At 67.7% G+C, this 21568-nt stretch carries 22 protein-coding genes; 10 read left to right on the top strand and 12 right to left on the bottom strand.

Annotated elements, in window-relative coordinates; translation table 11 throughout:
* The first annotated feature begins 196 nt into the window (after positions 1-196).
* The 5 genes from VNQ78_RS13900 to VNQ78_RS13880 are packed head-to-tail and all read left to right on the top strand — an operon-like array spanning position 197 to position 5460.
* Positions 197-1207, top strand: coding sequence for an ABC transporter substrate-binding protein (locus VNQ78_RS13900; RefSeq protein ID WP_325690757.1), 1011 nt, complete (start codon positions 197-199; stop codon positions 1205-1207).
* Complete coding sequence (locus VNQ78_RS13895) at positions 1207-2667, top strand: sugar ABC transporter ATP-binding protein (protein ID WP_325690755.1); 1461 nt, start codon at positions 1207-1209, stop codon at positions 2665-2667. The genes VNQ78_RS13900 and VNQ78_RS13895 overlap by 1 nt, the downstream gene beginning before the upstream one ends.
* The gene (locus tag VNQ78_RS13890; protein WP_325690753.1) at positions 2664-3593 is read left to right on the top strand and encodes an ABC transporter permease; all 930 of its coding nucleotides are present in this window, start codon (positions 2664-2666) and stop codon (positions 3591-3593) included. The genes VNQ78_RS13895 and VNQ78_RS13890 overlap by 4 nt, the downstream gene beginning before the upstream one ends.
* Positions 3590-4555 (top strand): ABC transporter permease, encoded by a 966-nt coding sequence (locus tag VNQ78_RS13885; RefSeq protein WP_325690751.1) that lies wholly within the window; start codon positions 3590-3592, stop codon positions 4553-4555. Before VNQ78_RS13890 ends, VNQ78_RS13885 begins: the two co-directional genes overlap by 4 nt.
* Entirely contained in the window at positions 4552-5460 is a 909-nt protein-coding gene (locus tag VNQ78_RS13880; RefSeq protein ID WP_325690749.1) for an SMP-30/gluconolactonase/LRE family protein, read from the top strand. The genes VNQ78_RS13885 and VNQ78_RS13880 overlap by 4 nt, the downstream gene beginning before the upstream one ends.
* Here VNQ78_RS13880 and VNQ78_RS13875 read toward each other — a convergent pair.
* The 6 genes from VNQ78_RS13875 to VNQ78_RS13850 form a co-directional block, all read right to left on the bottom strand.
* On the bottom strand, positions 5412-6287 hold the full coding sequence (locus VNQ78_RS13875; RefSeq protein WP_325690747.1) for a shikimate 5-dehydrogenase: 876 nt from the start codon (positions 6285-6287) through the stop codon (positions 5412-5414). The two genes, VNQ78_RS13880 and VNQ78_RS13875, sit on opposite strands and share 49 nt — an antisense overlap.
* Positions 6288-6598: 311 nt before the next feature.
* Entirely contained in the window at positions 6599-7156 is a 558-nt protein-coding gene (locus VNQ78_RS13870; RefSeq protein ID WP_325690744.1) for a DUF2076 domain-containing protein, read from the bottom strand.
* Between the two features lie 24 nt (positions 7157-7180).
* A complete protein-coding gene (locus tag VNQ78_RS13865) occupies positions 7181-7894 on the bottom strand; it encodes a Bax inhibitor-1/YccA family protein (protein WP_325690742.1) in 714 nt (237 codons plus the stop codon).
* 22 nt (positions 7895-7916) lie between these two features.
* Positions 7917-8690, bottom strand: coding sequence for an anti-sigma factor (locus VNQ78_RS13860; RefSeq protein ID WP_325690740.1), 774 nt, complete (start codon positions 8688-8690; stop codon positions 7917-7919).
* A complete protein-coding gene (locus VNQ78_RS13855; protein ID WP_325690738.1) occupies positions 8674-9207 on the bottom strand; it encodes a sigma-70 family RNA polymerase sigma factor in 534 nt (177 codons plus the stop codon). Before VNQ78_RS13855 ends, VNQ78_RS13860 begins: the two co-directional genes overlap by 17 nt.
* Before the next feature lie 66 nt (positions 9208-9273).
* Positions 9274-9825, bottom strand: coding sequence for a cytochrome b (locus VNQ78_RS13850; protein ID WP_325690736.1), 552 nt, complete (start codon positions 9823-9825; stop codon positions 9274-9276).
* A gap of 106 nt (positions 9826-9931) precedes the next feature.
* On the opposite strand from VNQ78_RS13850, the gene VNQ78_RS13845 reads away from it, so the two are divergent.
* From VNQ78_RS13845 to VNQ78_RS13830, 4 genes are read left to right on the top strand one after another with little or no spacing between them, the layout of a single operon-like run.
* On the top strand, positions 9932-10684 hold the full coding sequence (locus tag VNQ78_RS13845) for a CDP-alcohol phosphatidyltransferase family protein (RefSeq protein ID WP_325690734.1): 753 nt from the start codon (positions 9932-9934) through the stop codon (positions 10682-10684).
* The gene (locus VNQ78_RS13840; protein WP_325690732.1) at positions 10684-12228 is read left to right on the top strand and encodes a sulfatase-like hydrolase/transferase; all 1545 of its coding nucleotides are present in this window, start codon (positions 10684-10686) and stop codon (positions 12226-12228) included. Before VNQ78_RS13845 ends, VNQ78_RS13840 begins: the two co-directional genes overlap by 1 nt.
* Complete coding sequence (locus tag VNQ78_RS13835) at positions 12225-13274, top strand: glycosyltransferase family 4 protein (RefSeq protein ID WP_325690730.1); 1050 nt, start codon at positions 12225-12227, stop codon at positions 13272-13274. The genes VNQ78_RS13840 and VNQ78_RS13835 overlap by 4 nt, the downstream gene beginning before the upstream one ends.
* A gap of 27 nt (positions 13275-13301) precedes the next feature.
* On the top strand, positions 13302-14090 hold the full coding sequence (locus tag VNQ78_RS13830) for an SDR family oxidoreductase (protein WP_325690728.1): 789 nt from the start codon (positions 13302-13304) through the stop codon (positions 14088-14090).
* Here VNQ78_RS13830 and VNQ78_RS13825 read toward each other — a convergent pair.
* The 6 genes from VNQ78_RS13825 to VNQ78_RS13800 all read right to left on the bottom strand — a co-directional run bounded on the left by VNQ78_RS13825 (position 14083) and on the right by VNQ78_RS13800 (position 20702).
* Positions 14083-15675 (bottom strand): ribulokinase, encoded by a 1593-nt coding sequence (locus VNQ78_RS13825; RefSeq protein WP_325690726.1) that lies wholly within the window; start codon positions 15673-15675, stop codon positions 14083-14085. The two genes, VNQ78_RS13830 and VNQ78_RS13825, sit on opposite strands and share 8 nt — an antisense overlap.
* Positions 15676-15678: 3 nt before the next feature.
* Positions 15679-16374: an L-ribulose-5-phosphate 4-epimerase AraD gene (gene araD / locus VNQ78_RS13820; RefSeq protein ID WP_325690724.1), complete on the bottom strand. Its 696-nt coding sequence runs from the start codon at positions 16372-16374 to the stop codon at positions 15679-15681.
* Between the two features lie 65 nt (positions 16375-16439).
* Positions 16440-17378 (bottom strand): ABC transporter substrate-binding protein, encoded by a 939-nt coding sequence (locus VNQ78_RS13815; RefSeq protein WP_325690722.1) that lies wholly within the window; start codon positions 17376-17378, stop codon positions 16440-16442.
* 35 nt (positions 17379-17413) lie between these two features.
* Positions 17414-18400 (bottom strand): ABC transporter permease subunit, encoded by a 987-nt coding sequence (locus tag VNQ78_RS13810; RefSeq protein ID WP_325690720.1) that lies wholly within the window; start codon positions 18398-18400, stop codon positions 17414-17416.
* Positions 18397-19932, bottom strand: coding sequence for a sugar ABC transporter ATP-binding protein (locus VNQ78_RS13805; RefSeq protein WP_325690718.1), 1536 nt, complete (start codon positions 19930-19932; stop codon positions 18397-18399). The genes VNQ78_RS13810 and VNQ78_RS13805 overlap by 4 nt, the downstream gene beginning before the upstream one ends.
* Positions 19929-20702, bottom strand: a complete 774-nt coding sequence (locus VNQ78_RS13800) for a DeoR/GlpR family DNA-binding transcription regulator (RefSeq protein ID WP_325690716.1) — start codon at positions 20700-20702, stop codon at positions 19929-19931. The genes VNQ78_RS13805 and VNQ78_RS13800 overlap by 4 nt, the downstream gene beginning before the upstream one ends.
* A gap of 556 nt (positions 20703-21258) precedes the next feature.
* Here VNQ78_RS13800 and VNQ78_RS13795 point away from each other — a divergent pair.
* Positions 21259-21402, top strand: a complete 144-nt coding sequence (locus tag VNQ78_RS13795; protein ID WP_325690714.1) for a phage head-tail joining protein — start codon at positions 21259-21261, stop codon at positions 21400-21402.
* Positions 21403-21568 lie beyond the last annotated feature (166 nt).

Genomic DNA, 21568 nt, shown 5'->3' with positions numbered 1-21568 from the left:
GCCGAAGATGGCACAGTTTCGGCAACCGTTCCACGGCGATGCGCTCCACTTGCGGGAACCCGCAAACGCCGCGCGGACAGGCGCAGGCGGCCATCAAATCCCCCCTATGCAGAAGGGCTGATCCGCATATCCTGCGACGAGAGAGAGAACCCGCCCCTGGGGAGAGGGACGGGACATAATCAGGGAGGAGAAAGACATGACCCGCAAGGGAATGCTGATGACGGCCGCCACTCTGCTTGCGCTGGGCGGGACCGCGATGGCCGATACCGCCGAGAAGAAGATCGCATTGTCGAACAACTATGCCGGCAACAGCTGGCGTCAGGCCATGCTGGAAAGCTGGAAGCGCGTCACCGACAAGGCGGTCGCGGATGGCGTGGTCGCCAGCGCCGACGCCTTCACCACCGCCGAGAACCAGGCGACCGAGCAGGCCGCGCAGATCCAGAACATGATCCTGCAGGGCTATGACGCGATCGTGGTGAACGCCGCCTCGCCCACCGCGCTCAACGGCGCGATCAAAGAGGCCTGCGATGCCGGGATCACCGTCGTTTCCTTCGACGGCGTCGTGACCGAGCCCTGCGCATGGCGGGTCAAGGTCGATTTCGTCAAGATGGGCCGGGACGAGGTCGAATACCTCGCCACCCGCCTGCCCGATGGCGGCAACCTCCTGGAGATCCGCGGCCTTGCCGGGGTCTCCGTCGATGACGAGATCCATCAGGGCATCGAGGAGGGCCTGAAGGCGCATCCGAATTTCAAGGTCGTGGGTTCGGTCAATGGCGACTGGGCGCAGGACGTGGCGCAGAAGGCCGTCGCCGGCATCCTGCCCTCGCTGCCGGAAATCGCCGCCGTGGTGACGCAGGGCGGCGACGGCTATGGCGCGGCGCAGGCCTTCGCCGCGGCGGGCCGCCCGACCCCGATCGTCATCATGGGCAATCGTCAGGACGAGCTGAAATGGTGGGCCGAACAGCGCGACGCGAGCCAGTATGAGACGGTCTCGACCTCGATCGCGCCGGGCGTCTCGACGATGGCCTTCTGGGTGGCGCAGCAGATCCTCGACGGGCAGGACGTGCCCAAGGATCTGATCGTGCCCTTCCTGTCGGTGACGCAGGAGACGCTCGACCAGGCGCTGAAGGACACGCCCGAGGGCGGCGTCACCAATGTCGACTACAGCCAGGACGACGCCAAGAAGGCCATCTCCGGGTCGAAGTGATGACCCTTTCCGAAACCAAAGCCGGGGCGCAGCCCGCCCCGGTCGTGATGTTGCAGGGCGCGTCGAAAAGCTTCGGCGCGCTCAAGGCGATGGACCATGTCGATCTTTCGGTCGCGCCGGGCGAGAGCCTTGGCCTTGTCGGCCATAACGGCGCCGGGAAATCCACGCTGGTCAATCTGGTCACCGGGCTTTTCGCCCCCACCTCCGGGCAGGTCGTCTATCCGGGCGCAACGGACCACGCGGCGGCGGGCATCCGCGCCATCTCGCAGGAGGGGACGCTCTGCCCGAACCTGACGGTTCTTGAAAACCTTCAGGTGGTGCAGCGCGACCTGACCGGCTGGGGCTGGCGCAGGCTGGCCGCGCGCCGCATCCGCGCGGCGCTGGACGCGGTCTTTCCCGGTCATCGTATCCGGCCCGACATGCTGGTCGCCGACATGACGCTGGCCGAGCAGCAGATGGTCGAGATCGCGATCGGCTTCGCCGACGGCCCGGTCCCGGCCCGGCTGGTGGTGCTGGACGAGCCGACCTCGGCGCTTGACGCCTCGATCGCGGCCGAGCTTCTGGCCCATATCCGCCGCTTCTGCGCCAAGGGCGGGGCGGCCATCTTCATCTCGCATATGCTGGGCGAGGTTTTCGACGTCGCCGACCGCATCGTCGTCATGCGCGACGGCCGGATCATGGCCGACCGCCCGGCGGCGGATTTCACCCGTCAGGGATTGGTCGACGCCATGGGCCATGTCGCAGACGAGGACCACCAGCCCACCCCCGCCGCGCTGGCCCGCGTGCTGGGCGACAAATCCCACGCCATCCTGCGCACGCCCGAGGGGATCGAGGCCAGGAAGGGCGAGGTCGTGGGCCTTGCCGGCCTTGCCGGGCATGGACAGGCCGAGGCGCTGGCCCGCTTCTACCTCTCGCAGCGGTCGGACTGGCGCAGCAGCGCCCGGCCCAGCGCCGCCTTTGTCGCCGGCGACCGGCGGCGCGACGGGCTGATGCCGGTCTGGTCGATCACCCGCAACCTGACCCTTGCCGCGCTGGAGACGCTGACCCGCCACGGTCTGATCGACCGGGAGGCCGAGGCCCGGATCGGCGCGGACTGGCAAAGGCGCATCGGCATCCGCACGCCGGACATGAACAATCCCATCCTGTCGCTTTCGGGCGGGAACCAGCAAAAGGCCCTGTTTGCCCGGGCGCTGGCGACCAGCGCGCCCGTGGTGGTGATGGACGATCCGATGCGCGGCGTCGATATCGGCACCAAGACCGAGGTTTACGAGATGATCCGCGCCGAGGCCGCGAATGGCCGCACCTTTCTCTGGTATTCGACCGAGATGGACGAGATCAGGAATTGCGATCGCGTCTTCGTCTTTCGCAACGGCGCGATCTCGGCCGAGCTTGAGGGCGACCGCATCACCGAGGAGAACGTGCTGGCCGCCAGTTTCGAATTCGGCGAGGACGCCGCATGAAGGGGTCCATCAACGCGCGGCTCGCCTTGCCCGTCCTCTCCCTCGCCGTGCTGATCGTCGCGGTCTTCTGGCTGCAACCCCGCGCGATGAGCTATGTGGGGATCAACCTGCTTTTCAACCTCGCCGTGCCGATCGCGCTGGCGACGGTGGCGCAGATGATCATCATCATGGTCAATGACATCGACCTGTCGATGGGGGCTTTCGTCAGCCTGATCGCCTGCATCACCGCCGCTATCCTGCCCGGAAGCCCCCTGCTGGGGGTCGCCATGCTGGCGGGCTGTGTGCTGGCCTATGCAGCACTTGGCGCGCTGATCGAGGCGCGGCAACTGCCCGCCATCGTGGTGACGCTGGGCATGTCCTTCGTCTGGGCGGGGGCGGCGGTGCTGATCCTGCCCTCGCCCGGCGGCACCTCGCCCGGCTGGCTGACGGCGATCATGAAATCGAAGCCGTCGCTGGTCCCCATGGCAATTATTGCCAGCGTGGTGATCGCGGCGGCCGCGCATCTCATCATCATGCGCTCGGCCTTGGGGGTCCGGCTCCGGGCGCTTGGCGGCAATGCGCGGGCGGTGTCGCGGGCCGGACGCTCGACCGTCATGCTAAAGGCTACGGCCTATGCGCTGGCGGGGGTCTTCGCGGTGCTGGCGGGGATGGCGCTGGTCGGGCTGACCACCTCGGGCGACGCGAATATCGCGATCCGCTACACGCTTTTGTCGATCGCGGGCGTGATCCTCGGCGGGGGGGAGTTCACCGGCGGGCGCGTCTCGCCCATCGGCGCGGTAATCGGGGCGCTTACCCTGACGCTTGCGGGCAGTTTCCTGTCGTTCCTGCGCCTCTCGCCCGACTGGCAGATCGGGGCGCAGGGGGCGATCCTGATCCTCGTTCTGGCCGCGCGGCTTCTGGTCCGACAGGCGGAGAAGCGGCCATGAACCTGATTGCGACGACTTACCGCGCGCCGTGGTTCTGGGCCTGGGTCGCGGCCTTCGCGGCCTTCCTCGCCACCTGGTCGATGAGCGCGGGCGGAGGCGGAGGCATCGCGCTCGCCGTGGCCGCGCTGACCTTCGGCAGCTTTGCGGTGCTGACCGGCCTTGGGCAGATGCTGGTCATCACCATGGGGCCGGGGAATACCGACCTGTCGATCCCCGCGACGATGACTTTGGCGGGCACGCTGTCGCTGAAACTGATGGGCGGCATGGCGGGCGCGACATGGTTCGTTCTGCTGGCCGGACTGATGGCGACGCTTGCCATCGGCATCGGCGTCGGCATCGCGAATTTCGCGCTGATCCGGCTGCTGCGGATCCCGCCGATCATCGCCACGCTTTCGGCCAGCTTCCTCTACCAGTCGCTTGCGATCTGGTCGAACCGGGGCATCAGGATCAAGCCGCCCGCGGCATTGGCCGATTTCACCACCGGGCGCGCGCTGCTCGGGGTGCCGAACCTCGCCTGGGTCGCGCTGGTCATCAGCATCGGCTTCTGGGTGCTCTTGAACCGCTCGGGCTTCGGCCGCCGCGTCTCGGCCATCGGGCAGAACCCACGCGCCGCGCGTCTGGCCGGGGTGCCGATCGCCCGCGTCATGGGCGCGACCTATGTGATTTGCGCGACCATGGCGGCGCTGACCGGGTTCCTCCTCGCCTGTTTCTCGGGCGGCGCGGCGCTGAACATGGGGGCCGAGTTCCTGCTGATGTCGATTGCCGTCACGGTGATCGGCGGCTCCTCGATCGCGGGGGGCAATTCCAACGTGCCGGGGATCTGGGCCGGCGCGCTGTTCATGTATCTGATCGTCTCGATGCTGAACTCCTACGGGCTGGGCGCGGGCGTGCGCCTGCTGTCGACCGGGATCATCATCATCGCAATCGTCGCCGTCGCCAGCGGCAGAAAGGCCCCCGCATGAGCCATTATGACCAGCGCGACCCGCGCTTCCGGGCGCTGATCCATCCCAATGCGCAATTGCGCCAGCTTGGCACCGGCTTTGAATGGGCCGAGGGGCCGGTCTGGTTTCCGGCGGCGCAGATGCTGCTGTTCTCGGACATCCCGGCGCACCGGATGATGCGCTGGACGGAGGGGACGGGGGTTTCGGTCTTTCGCGAGGATTCGGGCTATAGCAACGGCAATACCCGCGACCCCGAGGGCCGGCTTGTCACCTGCCATCACGGGCTGCGCGCGGTGACCCGGACCGAGCCTGACGGCAGCCTGACCACCCTCGCCTCGCATGTCGGGGGAAAGCGGCTCAACTCTCCGAATGACGTGGTGGTCCGGTCGGATGGCAGCGTGTGGTTCACCGATCCGACCTATGGCATCCTCTCCGACCTCGAAGGCTACCGGGCCGAGCGTGAGCAGCCGGGCAGCTTCGTCTGGCGCATCCCGCCCGGCGGCGGCGAGGCCGAGGCGGTCATCACCGATTTCACCCAGCCGAACGGGCTCTGCTTCTCGCCGGATGAGCGGCTGCTTTACGTGGCCGAGTCGGGGTCGAGCCATGATGCCGATGTGCCCCCGGTGATCCGGGTCTTTGACGTGGAGGGCGACCGCGTGGCGAATGGCCGCGATTTCGCGCTGGTCGATGCGGGCCTGCCCGATGGCATCCGCTGCGACGATCGCGGCAATCTCTGGTCCTCGGCGGCGGACGGGGTGCAGGTCTTTGCCCCGGACGGCACGCTGCTGGGCAAGATCCTGATCCCCGAGGTGGTGTCGAACCTCTGTTTCGGCGGCCCACGCGGGAATCGGCTCTTCATCACCGCGACGACCAGCCTTTATATGCTGGCGGTCGATGCGGCGGCGGCGGGCTGGCCCAGGGCGTAGGCGGCGCGGGCGAAGGCCGCAGCCTCCGCGACCAGTTCGGGGGCGGGGCGGATGCCGGTGTAAAGCACGAATTGCTCAAGCGCCTGCAATACCGCGACTTCGGCGCCTGAGATGCGGGCCTTGCCCATCCCCGCCGCGACCCGCATCAACGGCGTTTCGACCGGCAGGGCCACGACGTCAAAGACCGTCCCGGCCATGGCGATCACCTCCTCGGGGAAGGCCAGCGCATCGGCATCGGCGCCCTTCATGCCAAGGGGCGTCACGTTGATGATCAGGGGCGCGGTGGCATCTATTTCGGAGGTCCAGTCGAAACCATAGAGCGCGGCCAATGCCCTGCCCGTCTGCTCGTTCCGGGCGATGATGGTGCCGGTGGCGTGGCCTCGGTCGCGTAGCGCCGCCGCGACGGCCTTTGCCATCCCGCCTGAACCGCGCAGCAGAAAGCGGGTCGCGGGGTCGATCCCGGCGCGGTCCAGCAGGGCGGCAATGGCGCTGTAATCGGTATTGTGGCCGGTCAGCCGCCCCCCGTCATTGACGATGGTATTGACGCTGTCGATCGCCGCCGCCGAGCCTTCGAGCCGGTCGAGAAGCGGGATCACCGCCTCCTTGAACGGCATCGAGATCGCGCAGCCCCGGATGCCCAAGGCCCGGATGCCGCCCACCGCCGCCGCAAGATCGCTGGTGGTGAAGGCCTTATAGACGAAATCCAGCCCCAGCGACTCGTAAAGCCGGTTGTGGAAGCGTGAGCCGAAATGCCCCGGCCGTGCCGCCAGCGACATGCAAAGCTGCGTGGCAGGACCGATGGCGGGTTTGAGGGGCTGGGTCGTCATGCGGATTCCCCGGATCGTTTCCGTCCGCCAATCTGAGGTCGGGACAGGTCCGAAGGCAAGCGCAGTCATGGATCGGCCTGCATTGCGGTGGGGGAACCGGCTCGGGCGGGTGGCAGCGCAAACCCAGACGGATATCTTTCGGGCGGGGCGAACCCAGCCGGGGTCGGCGGAGATGCGCGCCCCGATCCAGCCTCGCGCTGGTTCGGGGTGAAAAACAGGATGCCCCGCGAACCTCGCGGTCCGCAGGGCATCACCGGAGCGAATTCATCCGGGCAACCGGGGGAGGACGGCAGCCCTCGCTCCGGTATCTCTCAGATTTCCTCGTCCCAGCCGCCGGCATCCTCGAAGGCGCCGGTATCTTCCTCCGGCTCCTCCTCGGGGGCCGGGGCGGCCTCGGCCTCGCCGCCCAGCATGCCCATCACGGCATTGCCAAGCAGCACGCCGCCCGCGACGCCCATGGCCGTCTGCGCCGCGCCGGCAAGGAAACCGCCGCCCTGACCGGGGGCGCGGCCAAAGCCCTGCTGCATCCCGCCCTGACCGTAGCCCTGCGGCTGGCGTGCCGGCATCCGCGCGGCGGGCGCGGCCGCGCCGCCGCCGAACATGCGCGACAGGAACCCGCCGCCCTGCGCCGCGCTCTGCTGCGAGGATTGAAGCTGGTATTCCAGTTCCTCGATGCGGGACTGCGCGGCGTTCAGGGCCTGCTCCTGCACGATGACCGTCTGCGCCATGAAATAGGGCGCGCCGGGCTGCCGGGTAATCCGGTCGGCAATGTAATGCTCGGCCTCGGCATCCCGCGACCCGCTCTGGTGCTCGACCTGCGCAAGTTTGCCGAACAGGCCCTCGATCGCCTGTTTGTCGTTATAGTCCATGCCTCGATTTTTCCTTCTGGCGGGTTATTCCTCCTGCTGGCCGGTCAGGCTCAGCAGAAGCTGAAAGATGTTGATGAAGTTCAGGTAGAGCGACAGCGCCCCCATGACGGCCAGCTTCTGGCGGGTCTCGTCATCATGATGCTCGCCATATTGCAGCTTGATCGACTGGGTGTCCCAGGCAGTCAGGCCGACAAAGACCAGGATGCCGATGATCGAGATAGCGAATTGCAGCGCCGAGGAGCCGAGGAAGATGTTGATGATGCTGGCGATGATCACCCCGATCAGGCCCATGATCAGGAAGCTGCCGAACTGGCTCAGGTCGCGCTTGGTGGTATAGCCGTAAAGGCTCATCCCCGCGAACATCGCCGCCGCGCCGAAAAAGGCCCGCGCGATCGAGGTGCCGGTGAAGACGAGGAAGATCGAGGCCAGCGACAGGCCCATCACTGCGCAGAAGGCCCAGAACAGCGTCTGCGCCGTCGCGCCCGAAATCGCCTCGATCCGAAAGGATAGGAACATGACGAAACCCAGCGGCGCCAGCATCACCAGCCATTTCAGCGGGCTGCCGAATATCGGGACGTAAAGCGCCGGGACCGAGGCGACGACCGCCGCCACCAGCCCCGTCACCACAAGGCCGAGGCCCATGTAGTTGTAGATGCGCAGCATATGGGCGCGCAGCCCGTCGTCATAGGCGGCAGCCGGTGAAAAGCCGGCGCTGCGGCCGCGTGTGGTATGGTCCATGGTCGAACTCCCGTCGATCGGATCAGTAAAGGGTGGAGGAAAGCCGCTCGGCCTCGCCGAGCAGCAGGGCGTCATCGCCGCGATCGGCGATCATCACATGCGCGGTCTCGCCGATCTGGAACCATGCGACATGCTGATGCCCCCGGCTCTCGACATGGGGCATGGTCACGGCAAAGCTGCCGGTGCGCACGGCGAAATGGGTCAGCTGGCCCAGCTCGCCCGCGTCAAAGACCACCTCGATCCCCGGTCCCTGCGGCGAGGGGAAGATCTGCGCGTCCCGGATCGTCCAGTCGCCGTCAAAGACCGGCAGCAGGATCCCGGTCGCGGCGCGCAGTTCCGCGGGGTCAAGCTCGGGCACCTGAGGTTGCGAGTGCATCGCCAGCCGGACGAGGCTTGCATCCCGCGCCGAAAGCGCGGCGGCGACCACCGCGGGCGCGGGCTGTGAGGCCACGACCTGCCCGACATGAAGGGGGCCGAAGCCCTCATTCGCCAGCCAGCCCGTCACCACCAGCGCCGCGACCGGGACCAACCGCACGGCGCGGCGCAACCGTTCGTCCCGGCGCAGCCCGCGCGCAAGGCGCGAGGCGCCGGCGCGCTGCGGGCCGGTGGTCGGGGTGATGGGCGCCAGCGCCAGCCGCAATTCGCGCCTGAGGCGGATATCCTGCATGACCCGCGCCGCCGCTTCGGGGTGGCGGGCAAGGTGGTCCTCGACCCGCAGGCGCTGCCAGTCGTCAAGCTGCTCGTCCACATAGGCATCGAGGTCCAGTTCCGAGACCGCGTCACTTTCCGCCTGCATCCCGTCCTCCTACCAGTTTCAGCGCCCGTGGCCGGGCGGACCCTTCCTCGAAAGCGCGCAATTGCGCGCGGGCCCGGCCCACACGCGACATCAGCGTGCCGAGCGGCACACCGGCGAGTTCGGCCGCCTCGGCATAGGTCAGCCCCTCGACCGCGACGAGGGACAGCGCCTCGCGCTGCTCATCGGGCAGGTCCATGAAGGCCGCGCGGATCTGCGCAAGGCGGATCGCGGCATCCTGCGGCGCATCCATCGCCTCGGGCGCGATGGTCGCCAGCGCGTCGCGGCGCCGCGCCTCGGCCCGATTGCTGCGCAGCCGGTCGAGAAAGACATTGCGCAGGATCGCGAACAGCCAGCCCCGCACATTGCCGCCCAGCCGGATGCCGCGCCGGTTCTCATGCCCGCGCAGCAGCGTCTCCTGCACGAGGTCGTCGGCCTCGGCCGCATTGCGCGACAGCGCCAGCGCATAGCGGCGCAGCGCGGGAAGCTGGTCGAGGATCGGGTCGGGTTTCGTCGTCATCCTGATGCATATACGAAGCCGGCGGCGGTTCTTATCCCGCGATCCGCAAAAAAACTTCGATGGGCCTCAGTTTCCGCCGAAAGGCGGCCACATGCGCTGCCAGACGCCGTCGCGGCGGATCAGCGCGTGATGGGTCGCCGCGCCCACATGCAGGCAGATGAGCCCGATCAGCAGGAAGGCCCCGGCGCGATGCAGCGCCATGGCGGTCTGGGCCAGGCTCTCGGATCGCGGCACGGGTCCGCCAAGGCCCAGCGCGTCGAGGAGTTCGATCGGGAAGCCCCCTGCCCTGACCCGGATAAAGCCAAGGACCGGCATCGCCACCAGAAGGACGTAGAGCAGCACATGCGAGGCCCGCGCGATGCGGCGCTGCCAATCGGGCATGGTCGTCGGCAAGGGCGGCGGCGGGTTCATCCAGCGAAAGAGGATCCGCAGCGCGACAAGGAACAGGATCAGCAGTCCGACATGCTTGTGCATCAGGAACAGCGCATCCTGCAACGGACGGGGCAGCCCCTTCTGGACCATCAGAAGGCCCGCCACGATCATCAGAAGGACCAGCACGGCCATCCCCCAATGGAGGAGCCTTGCCCCCTTGCGATAGCCCTCGGGATGCAATGACATGGCCTGCCTCCTCCACTTCCAGACTAAACCCTTGGCGTGGCGGATCAAGCGCCGTCCGCGTGCCGGCCCCGCTTGAAAAATCCCGCCGCTGTCATAGGATGGAAACATGCATGACATGGGGCAGCGCCTTTCGGCTGAAACCGCCTGCGCCGCGCCGGGACCGCATCCCGGCCCGCGAGGGCGGCGCATGCCGCAGGGCATGGCGGGGGCGGCTCTGGCCGGGGCGGTGCTGACGACGGGCGCGGCCCTGCTGTTGGGCGAGGGTCCGGCGGGGCTGGCGGCGCTGGCGGGCTATGCGGTGCTGCTGGCGATCCTCAGGGTGCGGGTGCCGCGTTTCTATCCGCATCCGCGCTTCGGGGCCTGCAATACCATCACCCTCTGGCGCGCGGCGGTGGTTCTGGCGCTGCTTGCCGCGCTGATCGCGGGCCGGGCAGCCGGGCCGATGGTCGCCGCGCTGGCGGCGGCAAGCCTCACGATGGACGGGGTGGACGGCTGGCTGGCAAGGCGCGCCGGCCTCGTCTCGGATTTCGGCGGGCGCTTCGACATGGAGGTCGACGCCGCCACCGGCCTCGTCCTGTCTCTGCACGCGCTGGCGGGCGGCATTGCCGGGCCTGCGGTCCTGCTTTTGGGCCTGCCGCGCTATGCCTTCCTGCTCGGCGCAGCCCTCTGGCCGTGGCTGGGGGCCAGCCTGCCGCAACGCCTGCGGCGCAAGACGGTCTGCGTGATCCAGCTTGGCGCGCTGATCCTGCTGCAGCTGCCCGGCCTGCCCCGGCCGGATCTGGTCGTCTGGGCGGCGGCATTCCTGCTGGTCTGGTCCTTCGCCATCGACATTCGCTGGCTGTGGAAGCGGCGCGGATGATGGCACGGCCCCCGCCCGCGCGGGTGATCGCGGCTGTGCTGCTGATCTGGGCGCTGCTGCTGATCTGCGGCCTTGGCCTGCCGCTTGGCCCCGGCGCGCTGCTGCGCCTGCCGGTCGAGCTGCCGCTGATCCTGCTCCTGCTGTCGCTGCCCCTCGGGCGGGCAAGGCTGCTGCGCCTTGGCCTCGTCCTTGCGATCATGCTTGGCCTGACGGTGAAGGCGGCCGATCTGACGATGCGCATGGTGCTGGATCGCGGCTTCACGCTGGCGGGCGACCTGCCGCTGGTCGGGAATTTCGCCGACCTTCTGGCGGACAGCTTCGGCCCCCTCGCCTTCGGCGTGGCGCTGTTTCTGCTGACCGCGCTTGCCGGGGCCATCGCGCTTGCTCTGTGGTGGGCGCTGAAAACCTGCGCGATCTGCCTGACCGGGAGGCGGAGGGGCGTGACCGCCTGCCTCATCGTCCTCGCGCTTCTGGGCTCGCCCGCTGCATCCCGCTTCATGCTGGATCAGGGCGCCGAGGCGCGGCAGGGCCTGACCGACCTGCGCCAGTTCCGACAGGCGGCGGAACACGACCGCTGGGCCGGGCATCCGCCCGACCTGCGGCTGATCGACCGGGACGTGATGGTGGTCTTTCTGGAAAGCTATGGCCGGACCAGTTTCGACACGGATTTCTACGCGCAGGAGCATCTTCCGATCCTGCGGCAGGCCGAGGCGCGGCTTGAAGCCGCCGGGCTTGCCATGCGGTCGGGCTTCCTGACCTCGCCCACGCATGGCGGGCAAAGCTGGCTTGCCCATGCGACTTTCGCGAGTGGGATCAGGGTCGAGGATCAGGGCCGCTACCGTGCGCTGCTGGCAAGCGGGCGGCAGTCGCTCTTTCACCTCGCCCGAGCGGCGGGTTTTCGGACGGCGACCGTGGCCCCGGCGATCACCCGCCCCTGGCCCGAAGCGGCACGGATGGGGTTCGACCGCGTGTTGGCGGCGGGGGATCTGGGCTATCGGGGCAAGCCCTTCAACTGGGTGACGATGCCCGACCAGTTCACCCTCGCGGCCGCCGACCGGCTGCTCGGGGGGCCGGGGCGCGGCTTCGCGCAGGTGGTGCTGATCTCTTCGCACGCGCCATGGGTGCCGGTGCCGCGCATGATCGGCTGGGACGAGCTGGGCGACGGGCGGATCTTCGACGCGATGGCGATTGCCGGAGATGCGCCCGAGGTGGTCTGGCAGGACAAGGCGCGGGTCAAAGCGCAATATCGCGCCGCGATCAGCTATAGCCTGCAGGCTGTGCTGGACCATGCCGCGCGCCATGCCGGGGATCCGCCGCTGCTGATCCTGCTGGGCGACCATCAGGCGGCGACCGCGATCGGCGACGACCCGCACCGCGAGGTGCCGATCCACGTCATCGGGCCCAAGGCGCTGGTCGCCCGCACCGCCGGATGGGGCCTGACCCCCGGCCTGATCCCGCCGCCCGGCAGTCCCGCAATCCCGATGGAGGACGTGCGCGACCTGTTCTTGCTGAGCTTCTCGACCCAAACGGACGCGCCCGCATGACCCCGCGCCCGATCACCTTCTGCGTGCCGGGGGACATCGCCGCCCAGACCGGGGGCTATCTTTACGACCGCCGCTTGATCGAGGGCCTCCGCGCCGCCGGGCGCAAGGTCTCGCTGCTGTCGATGCCGCCGGGCTTTCCCGCCCCCTCGCCGGCAGAGATGGCCGAGGCGCTGGCGGGTTTGCGAGGGATCCCCGCGGGACATGTGGCGATCATCGACGGCCTTGCCCTCGGCGCGTTGGAAACGGCGGGGCTGGCAGCGATGGCCGCGCCATTCACAGCCCTCGTCCATCACCCGCTGGCGATGGAGGGCGGCCTTGCCCCCGCCCGCCGCAACCACCTGCACCGGACCGAGCGCGCGAACCTGCGCCTCGCCCGGCATGTGCTGGTCCCGAGCCCGCATATCGCGGCGCTGCTCACCGCGGAATACGGGGTGCCGGCGGAAAAGATCACCGTCGCGCGGCCCGGCACCGACCGACCCGTCGCGATGGCTAGGGAACCGGCGATGCCGCCCCTGATCCTCTCGGTCGGGCTTCTGCATCCGCGCAAGGGCCATGACGTCCTGATCGCGGCCTTGCGCCGGATCGCGGACCGGGACTGGCAGGCGGTGATCGTCGGCAACCCGTGGGACACGCCCCATGTCGAGGCGCTGGAACGGCAGGTCGCGGAAAGCGGGCTTGGCGACCGCCTGCGGATTGCGGGCGCCCTGCCTGACGCCGAACTCGCGCGGCTCTATCGCCGCGCCTCGCTTTTCGCGCTGGCGACGCGTTATGAGGGCTATGGCATCGTCTTTGACGAGGCCTTGGCGCATGGCCTGCCCATCGTCAGCTGCCGGACGGGCGCGGTGCCGGATACCGTGCCCGAGGCTGCCGGGCTGCTGGTTCCGCCGGATGACTGCGCGGCTTTCGCCGCCGCGCTGGCCGCGATGCTTGACGATCCGGCTCGGATGCGGACGATGGCCCATGCGGCGGCGCAAGCGGGTGCGGCGCTGCCCGGCTGGGACGACACCGCCCGCATCGCGAACGAGGTGCTGGGCCGCATCCCCTGAACGGAACGCGCAGGCAAGGAGAGGCGAATGGCCGAGGGTGAATTCAGCGGCAAGGTCGCTCTGGTGACCGGCAGCACCGGGATCGGCCGCGCGACGGCCATCCGGCTTGCCAAGGGCGGGGCCGAGGTCGTGGTCTGCGGCGTGGACGTGCCCGCCAATCAGGAATTGTCGGCCATCGGCGTCGCCCAATGCCTGCCGCTTGAGGCGCGCCGCGCCGACGTCTCGCAGGAGGAGGAGATCCGCGATCTTGTCGCCGAGGTGGTGGAGGAATTCGGCGGCCTCGACATCATCGTCAACGCGGCGGCGGTGCATCCCTATGGCAGCGTGGTCACGACCGAGCCGCAGGACTGGGCGCAATGTATGGCGGTGAATGTCGGCGGCATCTACCTGACCGGACGCTTCGGCATCCCCGAGATGGAGAAGCGCGGCGGCGGCGCCATCGTGAACCTGTCCTCGGTCCAGGGGCATGGCAACCAGCAGGGCGTCGCGGCCTATGTCGCAAGCAAGGGGGCGATCCATGCGCTGACGCGCGCCATGGCGATCGACCATGCGGCAGCGGGGATCCGAGTCAACTCGGTCTCTCCGGGGTCGATCAGGACGCCGATCCTGTCGCTTGCCGCCGGGAAGCTGGGCGAGGATCTGCCCGAGGAGGAGGTCTTTGCCCGCTTCGGCGCCGCCCATCCGCTTGGCCGGATCGGCGAGCCCGAGGAGGTGGCGGAACTGGTCGCCTTCCTCTGCTCGGACCGGGCCGGGTTCATTACCGGGGCGGATTACCTGATCGACGGCGGGCTGAACGCGGGGCTCGCGGTCAGATAGCCTCGCCGCGACCGGGGGCTCCGGCAAGGCGGAAGGCGCGAAGCTGCGGCAGGATGCGCGACAGGTCCACCGCCTGCCCCTCGCCAAAGCCGAAATAGAGGTCGCTGAACAGCGAAAACAACCGGTCATAGCTTTCGCGGGTGCCCTCGCGCGGTGAAAACACGCGGGAGGGCGGGCAGAGGACGCGCTGCGCCTCCTCGAAACTGTCGAAGGCGCCCGCCGCGACGGCGGCAAAGATGCAGGATCCGGTCCCGACGGGCGATTGCGCGGGGACATGGACCTCGCGCTCCAGCACATCGGCATAGATCTGGTTCAGCAGGTCGTTCTTTTGCGGGATGCCGCCCGCATTGATGATCCGCTGCGCCTTCATGCCGCCGCTTTCGATCCGGTCGGTGATGATGCGGACATGCATGGCCATGCCCTCGATCGCGGCATGGATCTCGTCGGCCGCGGTGTGGTTCAGATCCCAGCCCAGCGTCACCGCGCCAAGGTCCGAGCGCACCAGAACCGTGCGGTCGCCATTGTCCCAGTTGAGCCGCATGAGGCCGCTGCCGCCCGGAGGCAGACGCTCCAGCCCCTCGCAAAGCGTCGCGACATCGCTGCCGGCGCGGCGCGCAATCGCCTCGAACACGTCGCCGGTGGCGGATTGCCCGGCCTCGATCCCGGTCCAGCCCGGCAGCACGCTGCCCGGCACGACGCCGCAGAGGCCCGGAACCGGCGGAAAGCCCTGCGGCCCCATCGCGATGATGCAGGTCGAGGTGCCGACCACGTTCACGATATCGCCCGGCCGCGCCCCGGCCCCGATCGCATCCCAATGCGCGTCGAAGGCCCCGACCGGGATCGGGATACCGGCGCGCAGCCCCAGCTTTTCCGCCCATTCCGGCGTGAGATGCCCGGCGATAGCGTCCGAGGTCAGAAAGCGGCCCGTGAGCCGGTCGTTGATGCCGTCGAACAGCGGATCGACCCGGCTCAGGAAATCCTGCGGCGGCAGGCCACCCCATGGCGCGCCATACATCCATTTATGCCCGGCGGCGCAGATGCTGCGCGGCAACTCGTCAAGCTCGCGGATGCCGCAAAGCGTCGCCGCCACCATGTCGCAATGTTCCAGCGCGGTGGCGAAGTGGTTCCTCAGCCCAGGATTGTGGCGCAGGAAATGCAGAACCTTGGCATAGCCCCATTCATGCGAATAGGTGCCGCCGCACCAGTCGAGGGCCGCCAGCCCCTCGGCCCGGCCAAGGGCGGTGATCTCGACCGCCTCGCGATGGGCGCGGTGGTCGCACCAGAGGTAGTAATCGGCCAGCGGTTGCAGATCCTCGTCCACCATCACCACGCTGGAGCCGGTGGTGTCGCAGGCCAGCGCCGCGACCTCGGCGCCGTCGATCCCGGCCTTGGCGACCGCCTCGCGCATGGCGCGGGCCAACCCGTCCATGTGATCGGCATGGGCCTGCCCACCCAGCAGCGGATCGGCGGCGCTGCGTTTCAGCGGATAGCCCGCCGTCGCGCCCGCAAGCGTCGCGCCGGTCCCGGTCTCCATCAGGGTCACGCGCACGCTGAGCGTGCCGAAATCGACTCCCGCGACGATCATGGCTTAATACCCCTGCCCGTAGGTCGCCTGCGCGCCATGCTTGCGCAGATAATGCCGGTCCAGCAGCGCCTGCGAGATCGGGGCTGGGTCGGGGTTCAGCGCCATGACATGCCAGGCCATGCGCGCCACTTCCTCGAGGATCAGGGCGTTATGCACGGCCTCGTCCGGGGTCCGGCCCCAGACGAAGGGACCATGGCCGGCGACGAGCACTGCGGGAATTTCCAGCGGATCGGTCCCGGCAAAGGTCTCGACGATGATATTGCCAGTGTTCAGGACGTAATCCGAGGCGATTTCCGCGTCGGTGAGGTCGCGGGTCACGGGAATCGTGCCATAGAAATAATCGGCATGGGTCGTGCCCAACGCAGGAATGGGCCGGCGCGCCTGCGCCATGATGGTCGCAAAGGTCGAATGGGTGTGGATGACCGCCCCGATCCCCTGAAACGCCCGATAAAGCGCCGCATGGGTCGCAAGGTCCGAGGAGGGCCGCACCCGGTTGTCGAGCGCCCGCCCCTCGATATCGCAGGCGACCATGTCCGCCGCCGTCAGGCTGTCATAGGGCACGCCGCTTGGCTTGATCAGGATGCGCCCCGCCTCGCGGTCGATGCCGCTGGCATTGCCGAAGGTCGACAGCACCAGCCCGTGCCGCACGGTATCGAGATTGGCCTGAAGAACGGCCTGGCGAAGGTTTTCATCTGACATGGGGAGCCTGCGGGAGAAGTCATAGGAATGGGTCGCGCGGGATGGCCCGCGCGACACCGTCAGGATCAGCGGGCGGCGGTCCAGCCCTTGTAGCTGTCGATATTGTCATGGGTGATCAGCTCCGGCTCAAGCAAGACGGTGTCCTCGGCCGGTTTCTCGCCCTGCAGCACCTTGTAGCCAAGGTCGAGCGCCTGCCCCGCCATGGTATAGGGATCCTGCGAGGCCGAGGCCTTGATCAGCCCCTCGCCCGATTTCAGCTCGCCCTCGATATCGGGGGCGCCGTCGACGGCGGTGATGATGAACTCGCTGCGGTTCGCCTGCTTGGCGGCCAGCGCGAAGCCGATCGCGGTCGGGTCGTTGATCGCGAAGACGCCGTCGATCTTGTCGAAGCGGGTCAGCAGCGTCTGGCCGACATTCATGCCACCATCGCGCGAGCCCTGCGCGTTCTGGTCGTCCGACAGGATCTTGATGTCGGGATGCTTGGCGAACTCGTCCTTGCAGCCCTTGACCCGGTCGAGGATCGAGGACGAGGCCGGGCCGTTCACGATCACCACGTCGCCCTTGCCGCCCAGATGCTCGGCGATGAAGGCGCAGGCCTTTTCGCCGGCCTGGACGTTGTTCGTCATCACCGTCACATCGGCGCCGGGGGCCGAGACGTCGAAGGCCGCGACCACGACGCCCGCATCCCGCGCGCGCTTGACCGCCGGTGCGATGGCCGCCGCATCGACCGCGTTCAGCATGATGATGTCGACGCCCGCCGCGATGAAGCTGTCGATCTGGCCGACCTGCTTGTTCAGGTCGTAATCGGCGGAAACCGAGGTCACCTTGACGTTCGGGTTGATCTTCTTCGCCGCGTCCTCGATCCCCTTGATGGTGGCGACGAAGAACGGGTTGCCGAGCAGACCGACCGAGATGCCGATGCTGTTCAGATCCTTGGCGGCGACAGGCACCGCCGAGACAGCCGCCAGCGCAAGTGCCGAGGCCAGGGTTTTCGCGTAACGCATGAGGTTCCCTCCCATTATCTGCGTTGAGTACGAAATCAGGTCCGCGCGCCGGTCTGGCGGTAGCGGTCGAGCGCCACGGCCGCGATGATCACGAGGCCCTTGACGATGTATTGCCAGATGTCCGAGACGCCGATCAGGATCAGCCCGTTCGACAGGACCGCGATGATCAGCGCGCCGATCAGCGTGCCCCAGATCGAGCCGACGCCCCCGACAAAGCTGGTGCCGCCAAGGATGACGGCGGCGATCGCGTCAAGCTCGTATGACTGGCCCAGTTGCAGGCCGTTCGCCGCATAAAGCCGCGCCGCCGCCATCGCGCCGCCAAGCCCGGCAAAGAAGCCCGAGATCCCGTAGACGAAGAGCAGCACCAGCGGCACCTTGATCCCGGTCAGCCGCGCCGCCTCGGGGTTGCCGCCGGTGGCATAGATCCATGTGCCCAGCACCGTGCGCTTCAGGATGAACCACGAGATCAGCACCACCGCGACCGCGATGATCGCCAGCCACGGGATCCCGAACAGGCTGCCATTGCCGATCACGTCGAAGGGCAGGTCCGAGTTGAAGACCGTGGTGTCATTGCCCAGAAGTCGCGCAATCCCCCTGACCGCGGTTAACGACCCCAATGTCACGATGAAGGGTGGCAGCCCTAATGCGGATATCAGGATCCCGTTCGCCAGCCCGCAGGCGAGCCCCACCAGCATGGCCGCAGGCACGCCGAGCCAGCCAAACTCCGGGATCAGCGAGACGATGACCGCGACCATGGCCGAGGTCGCGAGGATCGAGCCGACCGAGAGGTCGATGCCCCCGGTCAGGATCACGAAGGTCATGCCCGAGGCCAGCACGATATTGATCGAGGCCTGCTGCATCACGTTCGAGATGTTATTCACGCTCATGAAGCGCCCGCTCATCACCTCGAAGACGATGGCCAGCACGATCAGCACCGGCAACATGCCGACGACGCTCATCACCGTGCGCAGGCGTTGGCTTGCATCGGCCGAGGTGGGGGCGCCGGTCTTGTTGTCTGTCATTCTGTTGCTCCTTCCCTCGCCCCGGCAGCTTCCGTGACCGTTCCGGTCGAAAGTTCCATGATGGCCTCCTGGCTGATCGACTGGCCGGGGGCCGAGGGCACCTGCCCGGCGATATGCCCCTCGCGCATGACCAGCACCCGGTCGGCGACGCCGATGATCTCGGGCAGCTCGCTCGAGATCATGATGACACCGACGCCCTGTCGCGCAAGCCCGTCGATCAGCTTGTAGATTTCGGATTTCGCGCCCACATCGACGCCCCGCGTCGGCTCGTCGAGGATCACGACCTTCGGCCGCGTCTCGAGGAGGCGCGCGATCAGCACCTTCTGCTGGTTCCCGCCCGAGAGGCCGCCGACCGGCATTTTCGCATTGGGCGCCTTCACGGCCAGCGCCTTGATCGCGTCATTCGCGCGGCGCGCGGCAGCGCGGAAATCCAGCCTGCCGCCCGGTTTCGCGTCCCGCTCGATCACGCCCACATTCACGTTGTCCGAGATCGACATGTCGAGGAACAGGCCCAGCTTCTTGCGGTCCTCGGTCAGATAGGCCACGCCCGCCGCCAGCGCCGCGCGCGGGGTCGAGCAGTCGATCTCGGCCCCATTGATCGCGACCGTGCCGCTCGTGCGGAGGTCGGCGCCATAGATCAGCCGCGCAAGCTCGGTCCGGCCCGATCCGACCAGCCCCGCGATCCCCAGCACCTCGCCCCGGTAGAGGTCAAAGGAACAGCCCTTGACCAGCCCGCCATCGGACATGTCGCGCACCGACATGAGGGGCGTCCCCGAATGGTCGGGCGAGGCGATATGTTCCTTCTTGTAGAAACTGTCGAGGTCGCGCCCGACCATCATCGAGACCAGCTTCTGCGCCGAAAGCTCCGCCCGGTCGAGGGTGCCGATATAGACCCCGTCGCGCAGCACCGAGCAGCGGTCGGCCAGCGCGTAGACCTCCTCCATCCGGTGGCTGATATAGATGATCGCGATGCCATGCGCTTTGAGCCGCGCGATGACCTCGAAAAGCCGCTCGGTCTCACGCGCGGAAAGCGAGGTGGTGGGCTCGTCCATCACGATCAGGCGCGCGTCTGTGGTCAGGGCGCGCGCGATCTCGACCATCTGGCGCTCGCCCAGCGACAGGTCGCCGACCTTGGTGCGCGCGTCGAAATGCACGCCCAGCCGCTTCAGGATCGGCTCGGCCCGCCTCAGCGTCTCGGCCCGGTCCAGCACGCCCCGGCTGGCGATCTCACGCCCGAGGAACATGTTCTCGGCCACGGTCAGGTTCGGGGCCAGCGAGAGTTCCTGATAGATCACCGCGACGCTGCCCGCGGCCTCGTTCTGCGGCTTGCCCTCGATGATCACCGTGCCGCCGGGATCGGCGACATAGGCGCCCGAGAGGATTTTCATCAGCGTCGACTTGCCAGCGCCATTCTCGCCCATCAGGGCATGAAGCTCGCCCTGAAGGACGGTCAGGCTGACATCCTTCAACGCGCGGACGGCCCCGAAGGTCTTGGAGATATGGCGCATTTCCAGGATAGGGGGCTGGGTCATTGTTCCCTCTCGACCTGGGCGATGATGACCTCGACCCCGGCCCGTTCGAGCATCCGGGCATGGGTGTCGAGCAGCCCGTCATCCGTCACCACCCGCGCGATGCGCGAGAAGGGCAGCGACAATGTCGGCGGGCGGATGGAGAATTTGCGGCTGTCGGCCAGCAGGATCACCTCGGAGACGGTGCGGCTCATCTCGTCGGCGAGGCGGACCAGCAGCGGGTGCTGCTCGAGGATGCCATGCTCGTTGATGCCAAGCGCGCCGACGAAGAATTGCGAGGCGTAGAAGCGGTTCTCGCGCTGCGCCACATCATAGAGGATGCCCGGCTCACGATGCAGGTCGCCGCCGCCAAGGGTCAGTTGGCAGGTGCCGTATTCGCCCAGATAGGCGGCCAGAGGCAGCGAATTGGTGAAGACGCGCAGGTTGCGATTGGCGATGCGGCAGCCGAAATGAAAGCAGGTCGAGCCGCCATGGATGATAATGGCGCTGCCGTCCTGCACCAGCCTTTCGGCCTCGCGGGCAATGGCGCGCTTGGCGGCGACGGCGATGTCGCGGTTCTCGACGAAGGGAAGCGAGGCGGCGCGCACCCCACGCTCAATCGCGGCAACGCCGCCATAGACCTTGCGGGCGCGCCCGGCCTCGTTCAGCTTTTCGATATCGCGCCGGATCGTTGCGCCGGAACAGCCGATCAGATGTTGAAGATCACGCACCGATGCGAAAGGTCGCTCATCCAGCAGCGTAACGATCCTCTCCTGACGCTCAGAATCGCTCAACGCTCCCCTCCCAAGTCGCATCCGAACCAGCAATTCTTACCGCGAGGTGGGGAGTGTGTAAACACTTCTGCATCAGATGATCATACTGCATCGCAGCATGATCATCGTTTGGCTGGGGTGATTGATTGTGACTGCTTGGAGATGATCCTCGCGGCTTTAGCGGAGCACGCCCAAGACATGCGTAACCATCATGCTCATCTTGGCCGAACTGTTCCGCGGATGGCCGAGTAGTGGCTCGCCACCATCGCACCTGCCACCGCCGCCGATGTGAACCCGTTCTCCGGCGCGATGTCGCTGGTGGTGGAACCCCGCCTGACCAGCGCCACCCGCTGGTATGTCACCGCAGACCCGGGCGAGATCGACGGCCTCGAGCTCGCTTACCTGTCGGGCAACGAGGGGCCGCAGGTGGAAAGCCGCTCCGGCTGGGACGTGGACGGCGTGGAAATCCGGGTGATCCTGGACTTCGGCGCAGGCTCATCGACCACCGCGGCTGGTTCCAGAACCCCGGGGCGTAAGGTGGCAGACCTCGCCCAACTGACCGCCTGGCCACGCCCTGATGGCCGCCCGCTATCAGGACGTCCGTACCGTCGAATACGATGGCAAGCGGGTAACCTACGCCAGCGACGCGGAAATGGCTGCGGCGCTGGGCGACCTCAATCGCCAGATCACCGGTACACATGTTATCCGTCAAGCTTGGTAATGCCGAGCGTACGTTCAATTTGCTTCTGAGCTACTCCCCGATCCTTGGACAGATTTCGGGGATGTTTAAGCTACTGCCTGTGCCTGCCGGTCGGTTTCGATTCTGTTGAAGTAGACCACGGCGGGGGGTAACCCGCCATGGGCAGTGTGTGGCCGCCGATGGTTGT

Source organism: Paracoccus sp. (in: a-proteobacteria) (assembly GCF_035556475.1).
Classification (GTDB): Bacteria; Pseudomonadota; Alphaproteobacteria; order Rhodobacterales; family Rhodobacteraceae; genus Paracoccus.
The sequence above is the reverse complement of the archived record's forward strand: the minus strand, read 5'-3'. Positions and strand labels throughout refer to the sequence as shown.

Excerpts from the sequence above, each read along its gene's own strand:
- VNQ78_RS13860 (WP_325690740.1), bottom strand. The coding sequence starts at position 8,690 with ATGCAGGCGGAAAGTGACGCGGTCTCGGAACTGGACCTCGATGCCTAT.
- VNQ78_RS13880 (WP_325690749.1), top strand. The coding sequence starts at position 4,552 with ATGAGCCATTATGACCAGCGCGACCCGCGCTTCCGGGCGCTGATCCAT.
- VNQ78_RS13815 (WP_325690722.1), bottom strand. The coding sequence starts at position 17,378 with ATGCGTTACGCGAAAACCCTGGCCTCGGCACTTGCGCTGGCGGCTGTC.
- VNQ78_RS13875 (WP_325690747.1), bottom strand. The coding sequence starts at position 6,287 with ATGACGACCCAGCCCCTCAAACCCGCCATCGGTCCTGCCACGCAGCTT.
- VNQ78_RS13805 (WP_325690718.1), bottom strand. The coding sequence starts at position 19,932 with ATGACCCAGCCCCCTATCCTGGAAATGCGCCATATCTCCAAGACCTTC.
- VNQ78_RS13885 (WP_325690751.1), top strand. The coding sequence starts at position 3,590 with ATGAACCTGATTGCGACGACTTACCGCGCGCCGTGGTTCTGGGCCTGG.
- VNQ78_RS13845 (WP_325690734.1), top strand. The coding sequence starts at position 9,932 with ATGCATGACATGGGGCAGCGCCTTTCGGCTGAAACCGCCTGCGCCGCG.
- VNQ78_RS13795 (WP_325690714.1), top strand. The coding sequence starts at position 21,259 with ATGGCCGCCCGCTATCAGGACGTCCGTACCGTCGAATACGATGGCAAG.
- VNQ78_RS13810 (WP_325690720.1), bottom strand. The coding sequence starts at position 18,400 with ATGACAGACAACAAGACCGGCGCCCCCACCTCGGCCGATGCAAGCCAA.
- VNQ78_RS13840 (WP_325690732.1), top strand. The coding sequence starts at position 10,684 with ATGGCACGGCCCCCGCCCGCGCGGGTGATCGCGGCTGTGCTGCTGATC.
- VNQ78_RS13895 (WP_325690755.1), top strand. The coding sequence starts at position 1,207 with ATGACCCTTTCCGAAACCAAAGCCGGGGCGCAGCCCGCCCCGGTCGTG.
- VNQ78_RS13825 (WP_325690726.1), bottom strand. The coding sequence starts at position 15,675 with ATGATCGTCGCGGGAGTCGATTTCGGCACGCTCAGCGTGCGCGTGACC.
- araD (WP_325690724.1), bottom strand. The coding sequence starts at position 16,374 with ATGTCAGATGAAAACCTTCGCCAGGCCGTTCTTCAGGCCAATCTCGAT.
- VNQ78_RS13900 (WP_325690757.1), top strand. The coding sequence starts at position 197 with ATGACCCGCAAGGGAATGCTGATGACGGCCGCCACTCTGCTTGCGCTG.
- VNQ78_RS13850 (WP_325690736.1), bottom strand. The coding sequence starts at position 9,825 with ATGTCATTGCATCCCGAGGGCTATCGCAAGGGGGCAAGGCTCCTCCAT.
- VNQ78_RS13865 (WP_325690742.1), bottom strand. The coding sequence starts at position 7,894 with ATGGACCATACCACACGCGGCCGCAGCGCCGGCTTTTCACCGGCTGCC.
- VNQ78_RS13835 (WP_325690730.1), top strand. The coding sequence starts at position 12,225 with ATGACCCCGCGCCCGATCACCTTCTGCGTGCCGGGGGACATCGCCGCC.
- VNQ78_RS13890 (WP_325690753.1), top strand. The coding sequence starts at position 2,664 with ATGAAGGGGTCCATCAACGCGCGGCTCGCCTTGCCCGTCCTCTCCCTC.
- VNQ78_RS13870 (WP_325690744.1), bottom strand. The coding sequence starts at position 7,156 with ATGGACTATAACGACAAACAGGCGATCGAGGGCCTGTTCGGCAAACTT.
- VNQ78_RS13855 (WP_325690738.1), bottom strand. The coding sequence starts at position 9,207 with ATGACGACGAAACCCGACCCGATCCTCGACCAGCTTCCCGCGCTGCGC.
- VNQ78_RS13830 (WP_325690728.1), top strand. The coding sequence starts at position 13,302 with ATGGCCGAGGGTGAATTCAGCGGCAAGGTCGCTCTGGTGACCGGCAGC.